Annotated in this window: 14 protein-coding genes; all 14 read left to right on the top strand. The window is 55.9% G+C overall.

Annotation, left to right across the window (positions count from 1 at the left end):
• Positions 1-713 (top strand): tetratricopeptide repeat protein (locus QZR17_RS07380; RefSeq protein ID WP_296163718.1); only part of this gene is annotated, 713 nt, incomplete at its 5' end.
• A 168-nt stretch (positions 714-881) separates the two neighbouring features.
• Positions 882-2,435 carry an Mfa1 family fimbria major subunit gene (locus QZR17_RS07375; protein ID WP_296163716.1) on the top strand — a complete coding sequence of 518 codons (1,554 nt, stop codon included), beginning with the start codon at positions 882-884 and terminating at the stop codon, positions 2,433-2,435.
• A gap of 165 nt (positions 2,436-2,600) precedes the next feature.
• Positions 2,601-3,557, top strand: a complete 957-nt coding sequence (locus tag QZR17_RS07370) for a FimB/Mfa2 family fimbrial subunit (RefSeq protein ID WP_296163682.1) — start codon at positions 2,601-2,603, stop codon at positions 3,555-3,557.
• Between the two features lie 8 nt (positions 3,558-3,565).
• Positions 3,566-5,302 carry a fimbria major subunit gene (locus QZR17_RS07365; RefSeq protein ID WP_296163668.1) on the top strand — a complete coding sequence of 579 codons (1,737 nt, stop codon included), beginning with the start codon at positions 3,566-3,568 and terminating at the stop codon, positions 5,300-5,302.
• 14 nt (positions 5,303-5,316) lie between these two features.
• Positions 5,317-6,795: a hypothetical protein gene (locus QZR17_RS07360; protein WP_297129529.1), complete on the top strand. Its 1,479-nt coding sequence runs from the start codon at positions 5,317-5,319 to the stop codon at positions 6,793-6,795.
• On the top strand, positions 6,792-8,237 hold the full coding sequence (locus QZR17_RS07355) for a hypothetical protein (RefSeq protein WP_297129527.1): 1,446 nt from the start codon (positions 6,792-6,794) through the stop codon (positions 8,235-8,237). The genes QZR17_RS07360 and QZR17_RS07355 overlap by 4 nt, the downstream gene beginning before the upstream one ends.
• A gap of 101 nt (positions 8,238-8,338) precedes the next feature.
• Positions 8,339-12,352 (top strand): FimB/Mfa2 family fimbrial subunit, encoded by a 4,014-nt coding sequence (locus tag QZR17_RS07350; protein ID WP_297129525.1) that lies wholly within the window; start codon positions 8,339-8,341, stop codon positions 12,350-12,352.
• Between the two features lie 779 nt (positions 12,353-13,131).
• Positions 13,132-14,481: a Na(+)-translocating NADH-quinone reductase subunit A gene (locus QZR17_RS07345; protein WP_297129523.1), complete on the top strand. Its 1,350-nt coding sequence runs from the start codon at positions 13,132-13,134 to the stop codon at positions 14,479-14,481.
• 53 nt (positions 14,482-14,534) lie between these two features.
• A complete protein-coding gene (locus QZR17_RS07340; RefSeq protein ID WP_297129521.1) occupies positions 14,535-15,770 on the top strand; it encodes an NADH:ubiquinone reductase (Na(+)-transporting) subunit B in 1,236 nt (411 codons plus the stop codon).
• Positions 15,771-15,793: 23 nt separating this feature from the next.
• Positions 15,794-16,522 (top strand): NADH:ubiquinone reductase (Na(+)-transporting) subunit C, encoded by a 729-nt coding sequence (gene nqrC / locus QZR17_RS07335; RefSeq protein ID WP_297129519.1) that lies wholly within the window; start codon positions 15,794-15,796, stop codon positions 16,520-16,522.
• A 2-nt stretch (positions 16,523-16,524) separates the two neighbouring features.
• A complete protein-coding gene (locus tag QZR17_RS07330) occupies positions 16,525-17,151 on the top strand; it encodes an NADH:ubiquinone reductase (Na(+)-transporting) subunit D (RefSeq protein ID WP_070466798.1) in 627 nt (208 codons plus the stop codon).
• Positions 17,152-17,197: 46 nt separating this feature from the next.
• The gene (gene nqrE, locus QZR17_RS07325) at positions 17,198-17,815 is read left to right on the top strand and encodes an NADH:ubiquinone reductase (Na(+)-transporting) subunit E (RefSeq protein WP_296164665.1); all 618 of its coding nucleotides are present in this window, start codon (positions 17,198-17,200) and stop codon (positions 17,813-17,815) included.
• Positions 17,816-17,861: 46 nt separating this feature from the next.
• Positions 17,862-19,115 (top strand): NADH:ubiquinone reductase (Na(+)-transporting) subunit F, encoded by a 1,254-nt coding sequence (nqrF, locus tag QZR17_RS07320; protein WP_297129515.1) that lies wholly within the window; start codon positions 17,862-17,864, stop codon positions 19,113-19,115.
• Positions 19,116-19,390: 275 nt separating this feature from the next.
• On the top strand, positions 19,391-19,774 hold the full coding sequence (locus QZR17_RS07315; protein WP_297129513.1) for an MmcQ/YjbR family DNA-binding protein: 384 nt from the start codon (positions 19,391-19,393) through the stop codon (positions 19,772-19,774).
• Positions 19,775-19,966: the final 192 nt, after the last annotated feature.

Genomic DNA, 19,966 nt, shown 5'->3' with positions numbered 1-19,966 from the left:
AGTATAATAAGGCACTCTCCGAGCGCCGTGCGAAGTCCTTTGCCGACTACCTCAGTCGCACCCACGGCATCAAGCGGACTGACATGACCATCGCCGGACGTGGTGAGGACTGGGCAGGCGTGGAGAAGCTCGTCCGTGAGTCCGACCTCAGCTATAAGGCTGACCTGCAGCAGATCATCGACAACTATGGCGGTGACGCCCGCGACCCGAAGGTGCGCGCCCTCAATGGCGGTGCCCCCTTCCGCGAGCTGGTGTCTGACGCCGGTCTCTATGCCAAGGTGCGTCGCACGGACTATGCCTTTGCCTACACCGTCCGGGGATTCAACCTCGAGGAGGCACGGGAGCGGATCAAGACCGCACCGAAGCTCCTCAGCCTTAACGAGATGTACCTCGTAGCCAATAGTTATCCGGTCGGCAGTGAGGACTTCAAGGAGGTCTTCGCCATTGCCGAGAAGTACTTCCCCAATGAGCCCGCTGCGCTGACCAACGCTGCCGCTGCTGAGCTCGTGAGCGGGAATGCCGCAGCCGCCCTCACCCGACTGAGTCAGGTCAAGGCTCCAACAGCCGAGACGCTCAACAACCGCGGTATCGCCCTTGCCCTCACCGGCAAGTACGATGAGGCGGAGAAGTGCTTCAGCGAGGCCATCGCCAAGGGCGACAAGCGTGCCGCCGACAACCTCGCCGAGCTCCGCAAGCTCCTCGAGAGCCTCTGATAGGGACTTATCTACCGGGCACAGCGGTGCCCGGTAGACTACTTGACATATATTAGGACTTCACATCGCACTGTCCGACTCGTCCGATAATAAGCGCCGTCCGATACGACTGAAATTACATTACTATATTACTAACAACAGTTTCTTTTTCACTAACTCAAAACAATTATGAGAAAAGTAACAACTACCGTTGCAGCGGCTCTCGTAGCTCTCAGCTTCGCTGCCTGCAACAAAACCAACAACGAGGCTACCCCTGAGGTCGCTCAGGGCAACACCTACGCCTCTCTCACCATCGGCGCCGGCAACGAGCTTCGTGCTGAGACTGACAATGTAGGTCGTGCCGAGGAGGGTGCTGTCAAGAGCATCTCTCTGATCTCTAACGAGCCTACTCTGGAGTTCACCACCCTTGGTACTGACTTCAAGCAGATAGGTGAGTACTACAAGACCAATGCATTCAAGACCAAGGCAGGATCTCGTGCCTTCGCTCTTGTACTCAACAAGGGTGGCATCACTCTGCCCGGAGTTGTCAACGCTGCTGCTGAGTTTGTTTCTGCTGATACAGAGACTGCTGCAACCTATGCTGATGACACCAAGGGCTTCGTTATGACCTCTAAGGTCGCCACCTTCGTCGTACAGCCCAAGATCAGCGAGGAGGATGTCAATGCTCTCAACGCTCCCGATGAGAATAAGAACGGCTTCCAGCTGAATGCTGAGCGCGTCGTGGCTCAGGGTATCGTCACCACTCCTCTCAACACCTCTGAGGCTATTACTACCACGGACAACCTCGGTGACCTCACCGGGCTGAAGTATGGTGGTGCCATGGGTGCTAAGAAGACCTACGTCTTCGGAAACTACGCCGGTGAGCGCAAGATGGGTGCTGCTAATAAGTATGCTAACTTCAAGTCTCTCGTAGATGGTGTAGTTACCACTGCAACCTATGACGATGACGCCACCACGGATAAGGCTAATCGTGAGAAGTTCCAGTTCGCTGAGCTGACTGACCGCGCTCTCGTTGCTAAGGTGGCTGACTACAGCACGCCTTTCGCTAAGGCCGGTTACTACTTCTTCGAGAACTCCGTTGCCAACCCTGCAGATGCGGCTAACCTCGGTGCACACCGTAACGCATATGCTAAGGTATACGGTGTATACACTCCGAAGGAGGTCATGACCATCAAGAATGTCTTTAAGGCACAGAAGGGCACCAATAAGTACTTTGATCCCGCTACCGCCGAGCCTAAGGATCAGGCTGACGGTGGTCAGGAGGGTGTTGTAGTGCAGACTCTCGTCAAGGCTGAGAGCTTCGCTCCCGGTACTTCCTTCTTCCTCGGTGAGACCGATGGTGTCTTCTACGCCAGCGCAGAGGCTGCTAAGCTTAGCGTTACCGCTCCCGGTCAGAAGTCTTACATGTACGAGAATGGTAAGTGCGTCTATCGTATGCCCTGGAACCAGGTCAAGAGTGGTAAGACCACTATCTACGCTGATACTCGCCGTAACAACATCTACGTCGTTAACGTTACTGCCTTCGAGAAGGTTGGTATGAACTACGACCCGAACGATACCGAGGATCCGAACATCCCGAAGCCCAATAACCCCGACGAGCCTACCACTCCTCCTGATGGTGGTGATCCCTCTTGGGACGAGGCTGAGACCTTCGCTGCATTCTTCACGCAGATCCTCCCCTGGAACGTTGTTGATCGCGACGTTACCCTCTCTAAGCACTGATCATCTCTCACGAGAGATCTTCCCGATTAAGTCCGGCGCTTAGCCGGCATAGGGCAGGCGGGCTTGACCGCCCACCTGCCCACGATATAGAGAATGACTCCCCCCATCCACTAAGGGAGAGCGAAGCTTTGAAAATGTAAGTGCATGGGAAACCATGAGACAGATATGAGGAAGAGACTTTTACCACTCACGATAGTTACCTCGCTGCTCGGAGTGATGGGATTACTCCTAACCGGGTGTCACCCCTGCGTCTACGAGGATCTGAGCGACTGTCCGCAGATCGTCAGGCTGCAGATGCAGTACGCTGTTCCGTGCGGGGGCTCTGTGCCCGATAAGTATGCCCCGCTTGCCAAGGGAAGGGACTTCCGTGTGATGGCCTTCCGCACCGATGGCTCGAGGGTCAAGCTGGAGCTACCCGAGCAGAAGACGCCTCCTACCACAGCGAACTCCTTCTGTGATGTGGTGGTGAGAGAGTATGGTAAGCTCACCTTTGTCTCGCTCCTTGCCGAGGACTTCACCCCCTATCGTCTCGATGAGGTTACCTCTATAGATCAGCTGCTCCTCGCCCTCGAGACGACCCCGCAGACGCACGCTGACCTGCCGGATATCTGGTACGGGATCAGTGACAAGTACGACAATACCGGCTATGCGTCCCGAGGTACCGTCACCGATACATTGGTGATGGGGATGGAGGAGAAGCTCCATACGCTCAATTTCTCCGTCAAGGGCCTCCCCGCCGGAGCCTACACCCTCGAGGTGACCACGCCGGAGAATGCCCTCCTCGCAAGTGGTCTCCCCCAGGCCGGTGAGGTGACCTACCGTCAGCCCCTTCACGTCGTCAGCGATGAGGTATTTGGTACAGTGTCGATGGATCTCTTCCGCATTGTCGCTGACAGAGCAGCGGAGACGAAGCTGGCACTGAGCGACAGCGAGGGTAAGGTCCTTTACGAGACCACCTTCGGTGACTACTTCCATCTCACCCCTCGGATGAAGGTCAACTTCTGCCGGCGCCCTATTGATATGATCGTCGAGCTTGAGCCTACCGACCAAGGGACCTGGATGATGGTCGCCGTCACTGTCAAGCAGTGGAACTTGGTTTACCGGAACGTGATACTGAAGTGATGACTGCCATGAGATATTTCGACCACTACATAGCGACCCCTCTCCTTGCGCTGACGCTGCTCCTCGCCTCCGGGTGTCGCAGCAACGTCTCCACAAGTGAGCCCGCGACGGAGAGCACCTCGTCGACTATGGTCACTCTCCGTACTTCGGTCATTGGCACCATGTCCCCTCGTGCTGTCTCGGAGAGTAATGCTGATCCGCTCAATGGGAGCGGAGAGGGAGCGGTCCATATGCTCAACCTCTGGCTCGCCAAGGAGGGCTGGATGCAGGCTACCCCCGACACGAGGAATGCACCCATCTACCAAGCGACGTTTAAGGTCAATGGGGTGCAGAATCCCTCTGAGAAGAGAGACTACACCATCCTCCTCAATGGTCACACCCTCCCCCTGAATACCCTCTCGCGCAGTGAGCAGACCACTATAGGTCTCGATCAGATCAGCCTACTGATGGATGAGAAAGGCTTCACCATGACCGGAGCTGTCAATCTCAGTGCCGATATCAAGCCCGATGTGGTGACACCGGCAAGACCGGGCGATAATGTCTTCCCCAAGGATGAGCCTCTCCCTGTCGAGCGTGTCGTCTCCAAGGCTCAGCTCTACAAGAAGTCCGGCTTTACCCCCACCGGGGTCCCCGGCACGATCGCCAACCTGCACTGGGCTGTCGCCGGTAGCGGCAAGCAGGTCTACCTCTACCGATATCATGCCGGTGAGCGCACCATGGGGATAGATGGCCTTTACGATGGACTCAGCACCGCCTCCGCTGAGAGCGGCCTGATGAAGCTCTCGGATGTGATCAAGAATCCCGATGACAAAGGCAACTTTGCCTGGAAGAAGCTGTCAGCAACAGCGAGCGGGAAGCAGTCTGTCGCCGACGGGATCTACTTCTACGAGCATGCACTCGAGGAGACCAAGGGGCAGAGCAAACCCTATCCCCGCACGATCGGCTACGACAAGGTCACCTATGCCAAGGTCTATGGTGACCTCGGCAAGATAAGCAAGGGAAAGAGAGGCGAGTTCAATGAGAAGGCCTTCCCCTACTTCTCTGCTATGAGTCGCGTGGTCTACACAGAGAAAGATGCACGGAAGCTCACGACATCTGAGTTGCCAAATGCGCCCGGTACCTTTAAGAGGAGTTTAGAGACTTGGGAAAAGATGAGGAAGCACGTTAAGGATGCTTCTTCGGAGGACTTTATGAAGGATCGCTGGTACTGGATCTGTGTCACGGAGATACCGAGTTGGGATATGGCGAAGAAAAAGGAGCTCTTCGATTCGTCACGCTTCTCCATACCTGATCTGATGGACTCTCACGAGGGAGATACGTTCTTCCTGATGCACGACACGCCCGGCACCTTCTACGTCGGAGCCAATGGCATCATCTACGATACGCTCCTCGCTGCCAGGGCAGATGGCAATAAGAGCGCCCGGAAGTATGCCGGTGGGCGGATGGTCTACCTCACGCCCCTCAATGCTCAGGGCGAGCCCAATAAGATCTACAACTGCGATACCCGACGCAATAACATCTACGACCTCGAGATACAGGGAGTCAATGGTCTGGGGTACAATTACGACCCGGTCGATCCCAAAGATCCCTACATCCCTAAGCCCGACGACAACCCCCTCGAGCCCGATCCCGATCCTGAGATCCCACCGATCAACAATCCGGAGATCACCATCAGGGTCAAGGCAACGGTGCTCAAGTGGAATTACATCCACCAGTCCTACGATCTGCTGGGCAAAACGAAATAACGAGTGAGAATAGCATGAATAGCAATCACAGCATATACACAGCCCCTCTCCTGAGGCGGCTCTGCCGGTCAGCGCTCCTCGCCACAGCCCTGCTCGTCCTCGGTGCGTGCCACAGCAGCTTGGTTCCCACCCAGGAGGAGATAGACGCCGCCTGCCCCCGCACCGTGCGCATCATGGCGGCGGTGGAGGGCTACGCCGGTACCCACACCGGCACTCGTGCTGTAGTGGTCAATACCAGCACCGCTACCGATACTTTTGAGAAGCTCACCAGGGATGCTGAGGGTGGTGAGAAGGCGATCCGTGACATCTTCCTCTTTGTCATCCCCGAGTTTGGCTCAGAGGCCTCGCAGGTGATCTATTACTACGGGTCAGGAGATGATAGTGGTATAACCGGAGATAAGCTTAATGGAACCAATGTGGTGGCCAAGTCCTTTACTACCAATAACGACGGAGAGGCGGTCATGGAGCTGGCCCTTAAGCCGGGTCGCTACACCTTTATCACCGTGGCTAATTCTGTTGCACTCCGGAATGCTGCAAAGGATAAGGGAACTGTGACAGTTAGTGCACTTATGGGTCTTACTCACAGCAACCGTACCTTTGTCGCTAGACCGGATCAGACAGAGGTCTACATTGGCAATAGTTCTAAGCATCAGGATTTCCCGATCCTCGGGCAGCAGGTGATCACCGTGCCCTCAGAGGCACCGACCAAGCCCTTAGAGCCGGTGATTAATATGGAGCGCATCTTTGCCCGGGTCGATCTCTTCCTCACCACGACAGAGAGTAAGGGCGGTGAGTACCTCCAGTCTCACAAGGACAAGAGTGGCACAGAGACCCTTCGTCGTCCCTCCGACTATCGACTCAAGGGGATGAGGATCCTTGCGACCACCGCTGCGAGTGGGACCAGCTACTCCTATCCCATCCTGCCCTCCGCCGGAGAGTACACCGCACTCGAGGAGGTTGTCCGGTCTGTGGGCTATACTTCCCCTACCATACTTGCGGATAAGGGCATCACCTCTAACGGATGGGAGGACGGAAGTAACCTATCCGAGTCCCAGGCGTGGCAGAATGTTATCAATAACGGCACCAAGGGAGGCCTCCGGAAGCTCTGGCACACGCCACTCTTCTACACCAAAGTCTGGAATGACACCGACGAGAATCCCTACCACCTCTACCTCCCCAGCCTCTATCTCGGGCAGGTAGGCGAGACCGAGGCAGGAGCCTCCTCTGTCCGCATCGAGCTGACCTTCCGGCGTCTCTCCGATAGTAAGGACTACGTCTACCGCATCCCGCTCCACAACGAGACCGGTGCCTCAGACTACTACTCCATCCGCCGCAATACGATCTACGACATCGACCTCACCTTCTACGGCGACGAGCTGCAGGTACAGCAGAGTGGGGTGCTGGTTTATCCTTGGAAGCGTGTGGATCAGACGTTTGAGGTTAATCCAGACGATGAGGGTGTAGATCCACTTTGGAAACAAGATAAGCCATGAAGACAACACATACTTTCTCGTCTCTTATAGTAGCACTCGCTTTCCCGCTGCTCCACTCCTGCCAGAAGAGTACCATCGACTTGGTAGAGCCGACGCAGGGTGAGGAGACGCCCAGCACATATAAGCTGGAGAAGCCCCTTACCGTCTCCTTCCTCGTAGGTCCCAATAAGCAGATACGCCCTGTAGAGGCCGTCACGCGCGCTGTGGGGGACCTCAGTCGGGACTACACCAAAGAGGATAAGGAGAATGCGACGGTGAATAGTGCTCCAAGTAAGACAGTGAGCCATAAGACCCCTGAGTTCTATATCTATGGTGAGAGTGGCGGTGCACAAGTCTATAAGTCAGACTGGATCCGAAACATTCACATCCCGGAGCTGAGCGACGAGGACTATAAAGTAACCGGAAATATTCCTGTCCCTTATCAGGGAGGCATCTCGTCAGGATCTCGCACAGATGAGAATAGCGAAGTCACCATCACCTTTTATAGCTTGCCTAAGGATGGTACACTCACTTTCCTTGCTAATTCTTACCTTAAGGCAGACTTTTGGAGTAAAGAATACGGCTATCTTGATCTGAGTAGCCCCTTTATTCCTGTGACGGAGACCGAAGCAATGTACTCTGCGACGTACCTTGCTCAGTGGAAGGAAAGATTAGCAAAGACTAAGGATTACTTCGGTCCCGGTGCCAATGAAGGATGGAAGCCCGTTAATTATTCATACGATAGAGATCCGGATAGCTCAATATTCGAGAGTGCCTACATCCCTATGTATGGGCGGCTCTACAATGTTGATTCCTCAGCCAACAAAGATAAGCTCATAGGCTCTGAGAAGAAGAGCGATACCCCCAAGGAGATCAATACCATCTACCTTGAGCGCGCTGTTGCCGTAGTCACCGTTGGCTGGGATCTCCCCAGTCAGGTATCCTCAGACTTTGATTATTTTGTGGATGAGGTGTATTGGGCCAAGATGCCAAATGTTGTCTCCATCGTCCCCAACAACTGGGATGCCATACAGACTTTCATGACCCAAAACTTAGGTCCCTTGGTGCCTAAGGGCGAGAAGCAGAAAGTCATCCCCGCCTATTGGGACTACCGAAATAACTTAACTACCTGGAAGGGCGGAGGCGTCAATGATCGTGGCTATATGACAGCGGATCGAGTGGGATATAACGCTTTCTTTGTCCCTGAGAATTTAGGTGACAAGCCTAATACCATCTACGTGGTGCTCAGTCAGTTTGATCCTAAGACCGGCAAGGCCAGTGAGACACGCGGCACCAAGGTCTTTGAGCTGCCCTACGGCGAGAAAAACTCCGAGACCGGCCTCCTGGAGGTACACCGCAACACCTGGTACAACCTCCACATCAAGTTTAAGCAGACCCCGTCGGGTGTCGTGCCGTACATCGTCGAGACGTGGGAGGATAAGCCGGTGGACATCCCTTGGTAAGAGATTATCCGAATAGCCTATTCGCGCAGACTCCACAGGACTACCTATGGCTGTCTCGCTGATGATACATTGATATAATAATGATACATACATATACTGACATGAAACCCTTTTACTCGAGATATGTCGCTTCGCTGGGGGCTCTGCTCCTGCTGGCGCTCTCCCTTGTCGGATGTCGAGACACGCTACTGGATCGCACCCAGCCGGATCCCGCCTCTCCGGAGCAGATCGGGGATGGCGGCAGTGATCGACTGGATGGCGCTGTCACGGTGTCTCTCACCTATGACACCCCTGCACTCAGGACTCCCACCACTCGCGCCGCACTCACCGTAGATCAGGAGAGTGAATTCAAGCCCGCCACCACCCGCGTGATGATCTTTAAGAGTACCGGAGAGTATCTCAGAGATGCCAAGGTGACAAAGATCACCCCCTCAAACGGGGACCATCAGCAGGGAGAAATCACCTTCCTCGCTCTTCCTGGAGAGGGACTTACCTTTGTCGTCCTTGCCAACCTATCTGAAGAAGATAAAGTGAAGAAGGTCTCAGGGACTAAAGCTGAGGTGCTAAAGAACTTTGAGTACACCGTCACCGCCGACACAGACTTCACCAAGACGGGACTCCCTATGTGGGGCGAGCTCGCACAGCAGACTATCGATCCCGATGTATCCGCTGTACGGACCATCGGTACCATCCACTTGCTCCGCGCAGTGGCACGTATAGACGTCGGGCTCAATATGACAGCAAAGGGTACCGCTGGCAAGGATGGGGACTTTGATGAGAAATCACAGACGCTCACCTCCGACATTGTCGACCCTAAAACCAGGAAGTCTATGAAGGTCCAGTGGAGCCTATTGGAGGTGAAGCTCTACAACGCAGCCAAGAACGGACGCATTGCTCCCGATGCCGACAATTACGATCTCGATGAAGATAAGCCCAAGGCCAACAAGGTTACCCAGCCTACCACTCCCACTAAGCACGAGGATGCCCTCACCTATACGGCGACGAATAATCTCCTTAAGCGCACCATCTACGTCCCCGAGACGATTAATCCCGAGCCGACCAGCGCCAGTGCCGGAGCATCGACCACACCGGGTACTGAGAAGGTCTACCTCTCCCGCCCCTATCTGATCCTCAAGCTCTCCTACAAGCAGACTGATGGTACTGCTTCCGGGGAGACCTACTTCCGCGTTGACTTCCTCGAGAAGAATGGTAAGGAGGCTACTGCAGAGTATACCTACCTATCGCTGCTGCGTAACTTCCGCTACAAGGTCAATGTTACGAATATCGGTGGCCTCGGCTTCGACAGCGAAGACGAGGCCAAGAAGGGTCCGGCTGCCAACATCATGTACAACGTCGTGGTATGGGACGAGTCTACACTCTCCAATGTCGTCTACGACGGCCAGTATATGCTCGGCGTGCAGAATGATAAGCTGCTGTTTCACAAGAATGGCGGCACCTTCTCCACCAAGGTCCAGACCTCATGGCCCGGGGGCTTTGAGGTAAAGGGACTACCTGACTGGGTCAAGTTCAAGATTGAGCCCAGCGACCCCGGTGCTACCGATGCTACCGATGAGAAGATCGTGACCTTCGAGGTGACTAAGTCCACGACGGAGCAGAGAGACTTCTCCGGAGCCTATATCCAAGCCGGTCGTATGCGCTGGAATCTCGACATCACTCAGCTCAATACCCTTGACCTAAGGATAGAGATCTTCTCTGACCCCGAGTGTACCCAGGAGCTCCAGTACATCGAGCTCGACGAGCGAGGTAAGGATACGCCCGACAATAATTACACGGTAGGGAAGATGAAGTTCTACGTCAGGGTCACACCTGCCGCACGTATCTCAGCTGTAAATGATGAGACCAGGGCACCCTTTACCTTTACCGGCGCTCCTGCGGCCTCACCCTCACGACCGCCTATAGAGACAGCTAAGGAAGTCTCCGCGGGAGTCTATGAGTTTGAGGTCACCGCAGAACCTCTCAAAAACCCAAAGAATCCCTTCGAGACGCGACAGAATAAGTACCACTTCATCACCGAGCAATCTGGTGAGAAGGCTGAGGCAACGCTCTCGATCATTCAGACTGAGTACAATATCGTCTTCTACGAGGACGAGGATCTTACCAATCCTATGCTAGGGGAGGGCGGTGCTGCCACCTACTTCATGAATGGTACGGACAAGCAGTTCTACGTCCGCAGCAACATCCCCTACATCATCTGGATGGATAATCAGATGATCGACAAGTCCGCACGGAGTGACGAGAATGCCAATGCCGACGGGTCCTCTAAGTTCGCCATCGTCACCGGGTACTATGATAAGGATGGTAAGTTCGTTAAGCTTGACTACGACTCAAGCAACACGATGAATAACTGGAAGAGCGTGAAGACAGAGGAAGCCCCCACGCCAAATGGATCTCCGCTCAAGTTTAGGGCAGCAGAGGCCGATGCCCTCAAGATCATCTATGGTCACGTGATGTGGGTCGCTTGTACCACAATGAAGTCACTGGAGTGGAAGTTCCCGCTCTACAATAAGCAGCTGGCCAATCAAGATAAGGTCACTAAGATCCAGACCAATTTTGTCGCAGGCTACTTCCTCCCGGAGGCCAATTCCTATCCCATCACCTTAGGCGAGACCGGTCTGCTTATCCCTATTGAGAGGAGGATCAATCACGCAGCCCGCTATTACGAGGAAAACTTCGATACCCCCTTCGGATGGGTGGATGATAATTACCAGCACAAAAACGACAAGACCGCCAAGATCGACCCATTTGAGAATTGGGAGTCCTATAAGCAGCGCAATCAGCTCAATCGCCTCGATGACGACGACAATATCTCTCTGGAGGTGCTTTGGACAGACATCCAGAGCGTGACTGAGAAGGGGTCTGAGCCTGCACGCAACCCTATTAAGCAGGATGGTACTGCCCCGCTGAAGCTCTTGGTCCCGGTGGAGATAAAGGGTGAGCGATACGCCTATGTGCTGCCCGGTGATGATGGAGCTGATAACTACGGCAATCTCGTCTTCTGTGTCCGAGATAAGGACAAGAAGAGAGTGGATAACCACCGCGCCTCGCTCCTGGACCCGGCAGAGCAAGGCAAGGACGTTATCCTCTGGAGCTTCCACCTGATACTCTATCGCCCGGGGGAGATCCCCTTAGATAAGGGAGATCAATCGGCAATTGATCGAAAGACAATCACTTACTTACATAGGGATAGTGCCAAGGAGCCGCAGAACTATGGTACCGACTGGTCCTACGACGTGAAGGTATGGCCCTATGCACTCGGTGCCTTTGATATCCCGCAGGAGTGGAAGAATACAGCTGGTTTTGTACAAAACAATCGAAATCTACGAGATCTTAATTACAGACGCGTCGGAATGCACTACCAGTTTGGTCGTAAGGATCCATTCCCGCGCTATATCAATGCCATCGGAAGACCGACCCGGTTCGTTGGTCATAACGGAAGGCAAGTGAGCTTTAAGCTCCTTAAGTCAACCACGATCTCCCTGCGAGAGTCCATTGAGTATCCGATGGTCCTTGTAGGTAATGCCGGTGGTCACCAGTGGCTGACAGAGGGAGGCAAGACGCTCAATACCAATATATCCCTCGGTGGGACCTCGTCCTTCGGCGCTTACGGCTTATGGGGCGGAGGCTCACCGGTGGGTAATGAGTCATCGTGCTCTCAGCGAACGGACATTATGCGCGTCCTGACTAAGACGGTCTTCGATCCATGCCCCTATGGATTCCGTATCCCGATCCCGGGCTACAGCTCCACCAGGATGTTCTGGGGAGACAATAGGGTAAACGCTGATCGAATGCGGATGAATAATGCTGTGTTTATGATGGATGGAACAGCAACTCGCATCTATAACACCTTCAATGGCACTATGGAGACCCTATTTGGTGTGTGGAGTGGCAATAGTACATCCGGGACAGGGCAGGTACCTTTTGCTGTTGCCACCTCGTACATTGCTCAGGCCCACTATCCTGTATTTCTGTTCACATTCGGGACCGGTGCTCCGGAGGAGAGGTATCAGGCTGATATCCACAGAAGCTCCCCGGTCGTTGTGAGACCCTTCAATAACGTGCAGGAGAGCGACTGGGAGAAGTACATTCGTCGCTGATCAATAGCATCGGCTTATTAGCTGACTGAGAGCAGCCCTTCATCCTCGTGGATGCAGGGCTGCTCTCTCATACAGGAAGCCCCCACCCGCTCTCAGCGAGGAGCGCTCCACCCAGGGCGCTCCTCGCTGCCTCTTCCGGAAAAGGTGTCCCGAGGAGATGCTGCAGGGAGACCCCCGCCCTCGGGGTGGGGAGGAGGCTCTATCCTATGAGATGCTTCAGGAAAGGGGTACCTGTGAGCTACGACAAAGCTTTTCCATAAGCATCGTGATGGGGGCTCCCCACTCTGACGACTTACAGGGTGGTGAGCTTTTTTTTGTGCGGTCGCTCTCGCACAAAACTAATACCGGTATTAGAGATCACTAATACCGATATTAGAGATCTCTAATATCGGTAAAAGAATTGCCCGTGAGAGCGAGGGGGAAAATCAAGGCTCTCTCGGACGAGGCTGGGCGAGGCTGGAGTCTATCGGACGAGGCTGGGCAAGGCTGGAGTCTATCGGACGGGTCGGACAAGTCGGACGCCAGCCCTCTCCGGTCCTCCCTCTCCGGCCTCCCTCCCTCTCCAGCTCTCCCTCCCCGGACCACCGCCATGCCACCATCCGCAAACCCAATGGCGCAAAGCACCTCAGAGAGGTGCTTCTTTCATAGTGGTAAAACTCAAATGCGTCAGCCCTGGAGGGGAGGACAATTGGATATTTTTTTCTAAAATAAATAGGTACCTTTGCGTGTCATTAGTACAATAAAGACAGAAATCCCAAAAAATAGAGTAGCGATAGTATATGGCTCAAGAGATCAGTATCAAGAAGGGTCTCGACATACGACTGGCTGGCGACGCATCTGAGGAGGTGATCCCCTCCTCTGTCGGGTCGTCCTATGGCGTTAGTCCGACATCCTTCCCGGGGCTACAGCCCCGCCTGTCTGTGCAGGTAGGCGATCGTGTAATGGCCGGCAGTCCTGTCCTCTACCACAAGTCCTGCCCGGAGATGGTCCTCGTCTCCCCCGTCAGCGGCGAGGTGGTGCAGGTGGTGCGCGGTGCGAAGCGTAAGATCCTCTACGTCGAGATCAAGGCAGACGCCGACGTAACGTATAAGGACTTCGATGTGACGGACGTCACCTCGCGGAGCCGTGAGGAGCTCCTCTCGCTCCTGATGCAGAGCGGTATGCTCGCTCTCCTCCGTAAGCGCCCCTACGATATGGTGCCGGACCCAACAGAGAGACCGCGGGACATCTATGTCACCGCCAACTTCACCGCCCCGCTCCTGCCCGATACGATGGCGCTCCTCGGAGAGGACAAGAAGTATCTCCAGATCGCTGCCGATGTGCTGAGTAAGCTCACCGAGGGCGATGTCTATATGGGCTATGCGCCCGGCGAGGCTCTGGGGCTGAAGGGTGTCCGCGAGTATGAGGTGAAGGGTCCCCACCCTGCCGGCAACGTGGGCGTGCTGATCAATCATACCCGCCCGATCAATCAGGGCGAGGTCATCTGGACCCTCTCCGTGACGGAGATGGCCCTGCTGGGACGCTTCCTCACCACCGGTCACGTAGACCTGACGAAGCGTGTCGCCTGTGCTGGCACCTGGATGGAGAAGAGAGGGATCACCGTCGTCCGCGCCGGTGCTCGGATCGAGGAGATCGTCTCCGACAAGATCGCCCACACGGCTGAGCACCTCCGTCTCATCGACGGCGACGTACTCACCGGACTGCAGGTGACTGAGAGCCACCCCTTCCTCTCCACTCAGACCAATATCATCACCGCGATCCCCGAGGGGGACGAGACGGTGGAGCTCTTCGGCTGGATGGCTCCGGGACTGGACAAGTACTCCGTCTCGCGGACCTTCACCTCCTGGCTCACCGGGAAGCGGAAGTATGCCATCGATGCCCGCCTCCACGGCTCGGAGCGCCCGCTGATGTTTAGCAACGAGTACGACAAGGTCTTCCCGATGGACATCTTCCCCGAGCAACTGATCCGCGCGATCATCACCTTTGACATCGAGCGGATGGAGCAGCTGGGTATCTACGAGGTGGTGCCGGAGGACTTCGCTCTGTGCGAATTTGTCGACACCTCCAAGCTGCCCCTGCAGGCTATCGTTCGCGATGGTCTGGACCAGCTCTATAAGGAGATGAATTGATCGATGGACCGGCGTGAGTGCTCACGCCACACAATCCCATAGTAGAGACATACATGAATTCTTTTAAGAAAAAGTTCGACAACTTAGCACCGAAGTTTGAGAAGGGTAAGCCGATGCACTGGGCGAAGTCGCTCTATGAGGGCTTTGGCACCTTCCTCTTCGTGCCCACGGAGACAAGTCGTCGCGGCGTACACATCCACGACAGCATCGACATGAAGCGTGCGATGATCACCGTGGTGCTGGCGCTGATCCCGTGCGCCCTCTTCGGTATGTACAACCTCGGCTACCAGCACTTCCTTGTGACAGGTCAGCTGGCCGAGTATGGCTTCTGGAGCTGCCTATGGTACGGTCTTCTCGCCTTCCTGCCCCGCTTCCTCGTCTCCTACATCGTCGGTCTGGCGATCGAATTTGCCGACGCGCAGATCAAGGACGAGGAGATCTCCGAGGGCTACCTCGTCACCGGATTCCTCATCCCGCTGATCGTGCCATGGAGCGTGCCGCTCTGGATGCTCGCTCTGGCGATCGTCTTCTCGGTCATCTTTGCTAAGGTGGTCTTCGGCGGCAGCGGATACAATATCTTCAATGTCGCCCTCGTCACCCGCGCCTTCCTCTTCTTCTCCTACCCGAGCAAGATGTCCGGAGACGTCTGGGTACCGACCGGTCGGGCGCTCGGCTTTGGCGGCAGCGACCAGGTGGTGGACGGCTTTACCGGTGCCACCCCGCTCGGTCAGGTAGCCACCTGGACGGAGGAGACCGCCGGCACGCTCACGACAGCGCTCGGTCAGCCCCTCACCTCGTGGGACATGATCTCCGGACTGATGCCCGGATCGATCGGTGAGACCTCGATCATCGCCATCGCCATCGGTGCGCTGATCCTCCTCTGCACCGGCATCGCCAGCTGGAAGATCATGGTAGCCACCTTTGGTGGCGGCTTCCTGACGGCACTGATGTTCAATGCCATCGGCGCCACCCCCGCCATGACCCTGCCCGCCTGGAGTCACCTGATGCTGGGAGGCTTCGCCTTCGGTGCCGTCTTTATGGCGACCGACCCGGTCACCGCCAGCCGCACCGAGACAGGTAAGTGGATCTACGGTCTCCTGATCGGCTTCTTCGCCATCTGCGTCCGTGTGCTCAACCCCGGCTACCCCGAGGGTATGATGCTCTCGATCCTGCTGATGAATGCCCTCGCCCCGCTGATCGACTACTTCGTCGTGGAAGCTAATGTCAGCCGTCGCACGAAGCGCGCCAATAAGGCGGCCGCCGTTCACGCTGAGGCGATCTCCAAGTAATCCCTGAAGGACGATAAAAGACTATGAATAAGGAAAACAACGGTTATGTGATCCTCTATGCGTCTGTGATGGTCATCCTGGTGGCCGTAGGGCTCGCCTTCACCTCACAGTCCCTCAAGGATCGACAGATCGACAATCAGAATATCGACAAGATGGAGCAGATCCTCCGCTCCCTCGGCATCTCCGGGGTGGCTAAGGATAAGGTGATCGACACCTACAATGCTACCATCACCGACGCCTACCTCATCGATCGCGAGGGCAACGTCATCGAGGAGACCCGCGGTACCGGCACGAACGATCCCGCATTCAGCTACGACATCGCCGAGCTCCGCTCTCCTGCCGAGCAGGAGAGCTACCCGGTCTTTGAGGCCACGCTCGACGGACAGAAGGCCTACGTCATGGCACTCTACGGCGCCGGCCTCTGGGGCCCGATATGGGGCTACATCTCCGTCGCAGGTGACGGGGACAACGTCCTCGGGGCAGACTTCAGCCACGCCAGCGAGACCCCCGGTCTCGGTGCTGAGATCACGCACGAGCCCTTCAGCGGACAATTCCGCGACAAGCACCTCTACCGTGATGGGAGCTTCACCTCCATCGCCGTCGTCAAGCACGGCAAGACGGATGAGAGTCGCGACTATGTCGACGGCATCTCCGGCGGCACGCTCACCTCTAAGGGAGTCAATAACATGCTCCTCGACGTGCTGACGCAGTATGAGCCCTTCCTCAATAACCTCAAGCAGCAGAATAACTGATTATGTCAAAGCTAAAGAATAAGGACATCCTCCTCGGACCGATCAGTGGCAATAACCCCGTGATCGTCCAGGTGCTCGGCATCTGCTCCGCTCTCGCGGTCACCTCAAAGCTTGAGCCCGCCATCGTGATGGCGCTCTCGGTGACAATCGTCGTCGCCTTCGGCAACGTCATCATCTCCCTCCTCCGCAAGACGATCCCCAACTCCATCCGTATGATCGTGCAGCTGGTCGTCGTCGCCGCCCTCGTGACTGTGATCAGCGAGGTACTCAAGGCCTACGCCTATGACCTCAATAAGCAGCTCTCCGTCTTTGTCGGACTGATCATCACCAACTGCATCCTTATGGGTCGGCTCGAGGCCTTTGCCCTCGCCCACGGTCCCTGGCAGTCCTTCCTCGACGGTATCGGCAATGGTGTCGGCTACGGCATCATCCTCGTCATCATCGGCTTCTTCCGTGAGCTCTTCGGCTCCGGCACGCTCCTCGGCTATCAGGTGATCCCCGACAGCTTCTATGCCGCCGGCTATATGAATAACGGCCTTATGATCCTGCCGCCGATGGCGCTGATCCTGATCGCCTGCATCATCTGGGTCCACCGCAGCCGTCACCACGAGCTGTGGGAGGAGGAGTAAGCCCTAAGGCTCAAGTGTATCACATAGAGAACAATCGATTATCATTATGGGAGAATATCTAAGCCTTTTCGTCCGGTCGATCTTCGTGGATAACATGATCTTCGCCTACTTCCTCGGGATGTGCTCTTTCCTCGCCATCTCGAAGAGTGTGAAGACCTCCATCGGACTCGGTGCCGCCGTCATCTTCGTCATGACCCTCACCGTACCGATCAACTGGCTGCTCGAGAATTATATCCTCAAGCCCGGAGCCCTCTCCTGGCTCGGCCCGCAATTTGCCTCCGTAGACCTGAGCTTCCTCAGCCTGCTGATCTTCATCGCCGTCATCGCCTCCTTTGTGCAGCTTGTGGAGATGGTGGTGGAGCGGTACAGCCCAGCGCTCTACAACTCACTCGGCATCTTCCTGCCCCTGATCGCGGTCAATTGCGCCATCCTCGGCGGATCGCTCTTCATGCAGCAGCGTGCCTTCCCCACCGTGGGACACGCCCTCACCTACGGCTTCGGCTCCGGCATCGGCTGGGCCCTCGCCATCGCCTCCATGGCGGCTATCCGCGAGCGGATGAAGTACTCCCGCGTACCTAAGGCGCTCAAGGGCCTCGGCATCGCCTTCATCATCACCGGTCTCATGGCCTTTGGCTTCATGAGCTTCTCCGGTCTCGCCCTCTAAGTCCTCGTCAGAGATCACCCTTTTTACCCAAGGAAAAAAGAAAGAAATGCTACTTGCAATATCTACTACAGCGATCCTGACGAGTGTGGCCGTCTTCCTCATCGTCATCCTGCTCCTCGTCATCGTCCTCCTCTTCGCCAAGGCGAAGCTCGTGAAGGTCGGCAACGTCGAGGTGACGGTCAATGACGACAAGACCTACACCGTACCCATGGGTGGTACGCTCCTCAATACGCTACAGAATCAAGGCATCTTCCTCTCCTCCGCCTGCGGAGGTAAGGGCTCCTGCGGTCAGTGCCGCTGCCAGGTGATGGAGGGCGGAGGCGAGATCCTCGCCACCGAGGTGCCGCACTTCTCCCGCAAGGAGATCAAGAACGACTGGCGCCTCTCCTGCCAGGTCAAGGTGAAGGACGATATGAAGGTCCGCGTACCGGAGTCCGTCTTTGGCGTCAAGGAGTGGGACTGCACCGTCGTCTCCAATCACAACGTCGCCTCCTTCATCAAGGAATTTGTCGTCGCACTGCCCAAGGGCGAGCATATGGACTTCAAGCCCGGTAGCTACGCCCAGATCACCATCCCCGAGTACGACATCAGCTACTCCACGATGGAGGTGGATGAGAAGTTTAAGGGCGAGTGGGATAAGTTTAAGCTCTGGCCCCTCACCGCAAAGAACGAGGAGGAGACCACCCGTGCCTACTCTATGGCCAACTACCCCGAGGAAGGCGACATCATCATGCTTAATGTCCGCATCGCCACTCCGCCCTTTGACCGGAAGAATGGTGGCTGGATGAAGGTGCCTCCCGGCATCGCGTCGTCCTACATCTTCAACCTCAAGCCGGGTGACAAGGTGCGCCTCAGCGGTCCCTACGGAGACTTCCACATCAACGAGAACTCTGACGCCGAGATGATCTACATCGGTGGTGGTGCCGGTATGGCTCCGCTCCGTGCCCAGATCCTCTGGCTCTTCAAGACCGCCCACACGACCCGTAGGGTCTCCTACTACTACGGAGCCCGCTCCCGGATGGAGATCTTCTACGAGGAGGACTTCCGCGAGATTGAGCGGGAGAATGAGAACTTCAAGTTCATCATCGCTCTCTCCGCCGCCCCCGAGTCAGACCACTGGACCGGCTACACCGGCTTCATCCACCAGTGCCTCTACGACACCTATCTCAAGGATCACCCTGCTCCTGAGGACTGCGAGTACTACATGTGCGGCCCCGGTCCGATGACCGCCTCCGCGCTCAAGATGCTCGATGACCTCGGCGTACCGGACGAGCAGATCTACTTCGACAACTTCGGCTAATCCACAAGGCCGACATCTGATACCCAACGAAAAGGGGGGCTGCGTCTCATGCCGAGACACAGCCCCCCTTTTGATTTATCTTCTGTAAGACCTTTGCAAAATGGTCTTTCGTCGAAAAAGCGGTGCTTTTTCGGCAGGGACTTTGCAGAACACCCCAGATGCAAGGAACTGAGAGTGAGGGCGAAGGGAGTGTGCTTACGCACATGACCAAGCCCGAATCTCGAAAGTGACGCTGCAGATGGGGTATTATGCAAAGGTCTCTGTACCTTTGGGATATGCGAAGCGACTACTCATTCATCCCGGACCTTTGCCTCAGCCTCCCCGGCGCTATCGAAGAGTACAAGGAGACGTGGGACGCCGTACTCTACCGCGTGCAGGGGCGGATCTTTGCACTGGTGCTGGAGGACCACGACGGCAATCCGCTCCTGAACCTCAAGAGCGACCTCCGGGAGGCGACACCGCTCCACGCCCGGTACGACGCCCTGATGCCCGCCTACCATATGAGCAAGAAGCACTGGACCTCCCTCCGGCTCGACCTCGACTGCCCGGAGGAGATCGTCCGGCACCTCATCACCCGCTCCTATGAGCTGGTAGTCGCTGGACTACCTCGCCGCGAGCGTGACCTCCTCACACGCCTCTCCAACGACCCCGATCAGTAGAGCAGCCCGAACATCCACAGCGGATCTGTAGTATTACTTGCTCAGGTGGCTGAAGATACGAAATAGCTTTTCCAAAAGTGGTTTTTGGGGCAAAATTAGCTTTTCCAAAAGTGGTTTCCGAGAAGGCTCTGTCTACATATAGGGGTGACGCATTTGAGCTTTACAGCTATGCAGAGGAGATCTGCGGCGCGA

The sequence above is a fragment of the uncultured Porphyromonas sp. genome, from assembly GCF_900541275.1.
GTDB lineage: Bacteria > Bacteroidota > Bacteroidia > Bacteroidales > Porphyromonadaceae > Porphyromonas_A.
Note: the sequence above shows the minus strand (reverse complement) of the source record. Positions and strands in the feature narration are given on the sequence as shown.

Bases quoted from the DNA above. Each gene is read 5' to 3' on its own strand.
- QZR17_RS07360 (WP_297129529.1), top strand. From the start codon at position 5,317: ATGAATAGCAATCACAGCATATACACAGCCCCTCTCCTGAGGCGGCTC.
- QZR17_RS07340 (WP_297129521.1), top strand. From the start codon at position 14,535: ATGAATTCTTTTAAGAAAAAGTTCGACAACTTAGCACCGAAGTTTGAG.
- QZR17_RS07355 (WP_297129527.1), top strand. From the start codon at position 6,792: ATGAAGACAACACATACTTTCTCGTCTCTTATAGTAGCACTCGCTTTC.
- nqrE (WP_296164665.1), top strand. From the start codon at position 17,198: ATGGGAGAATATCTAAGCCTTTTCGTCCGGTCGATCTTCGTGGATAAC.
- QZR17_RS07375 (WP_296163716.1), top strand. From the start codon at position 882: ATGAGAAAAGTAACAACTACCGTTGCAGCGGCTCTCGTAGCTCTCAGC.
- QZR17_RS07345 (WP_297129523.1), top strand. From the start codon at position 13,132: ATGGCTCAAGAGATCAGTATCAAGAAGGGTCTCGACATACGACTGGCT.
- QZR17_RS07370 (WP_296163682.1), top strand. From the start codon at position 2,601: ATGAGGAAGAGACTTTTACCACTCACGATAGTTACCTCGCTGCTCGGA.
- QZR17_RS07350 (WP_297129525.1), top strand. From the start codon at position 8,339: ATGAAACCCTTTTACTCGAGATATGTCGCTTCGCTGGGGGCTCTGCTC.
- QZR17_RS07315 (WP_297129513.1), top strand. From the start codon at position 19,391: ATGCGAAGCGACTACTCATTCATCCCGGACCTTTGCCTCAGCCTCCCC.
- QZR17_RS07365 (WP_296163668.1), top strand. From the start codon at position 3,566: ATGAGATATTTCGACCACTACATAGCGACCCCTCTCCTTGCGCTGACG.
- nqrC (WP_297129519.1), top strand. From the start codon at position 15,794: ATGAATAAGGAAAACAACGGTTATGTGATCCTCTATGCGTCTGTGATG.
- QZR17_RS07330 (WP_070466798.1), top strand. From the start codon at position 16,525: ATGTCAAAGCTAAAGAATAAGGACATCCTCCTCGGACCGATCAGTGGC.
- nqrF (WP_297129515.1), top strand. From the start codon at position 17,862: ATGCTACTTGCAATATCTACTACAGCGATCCTGACGAGTGTGGCCGTC.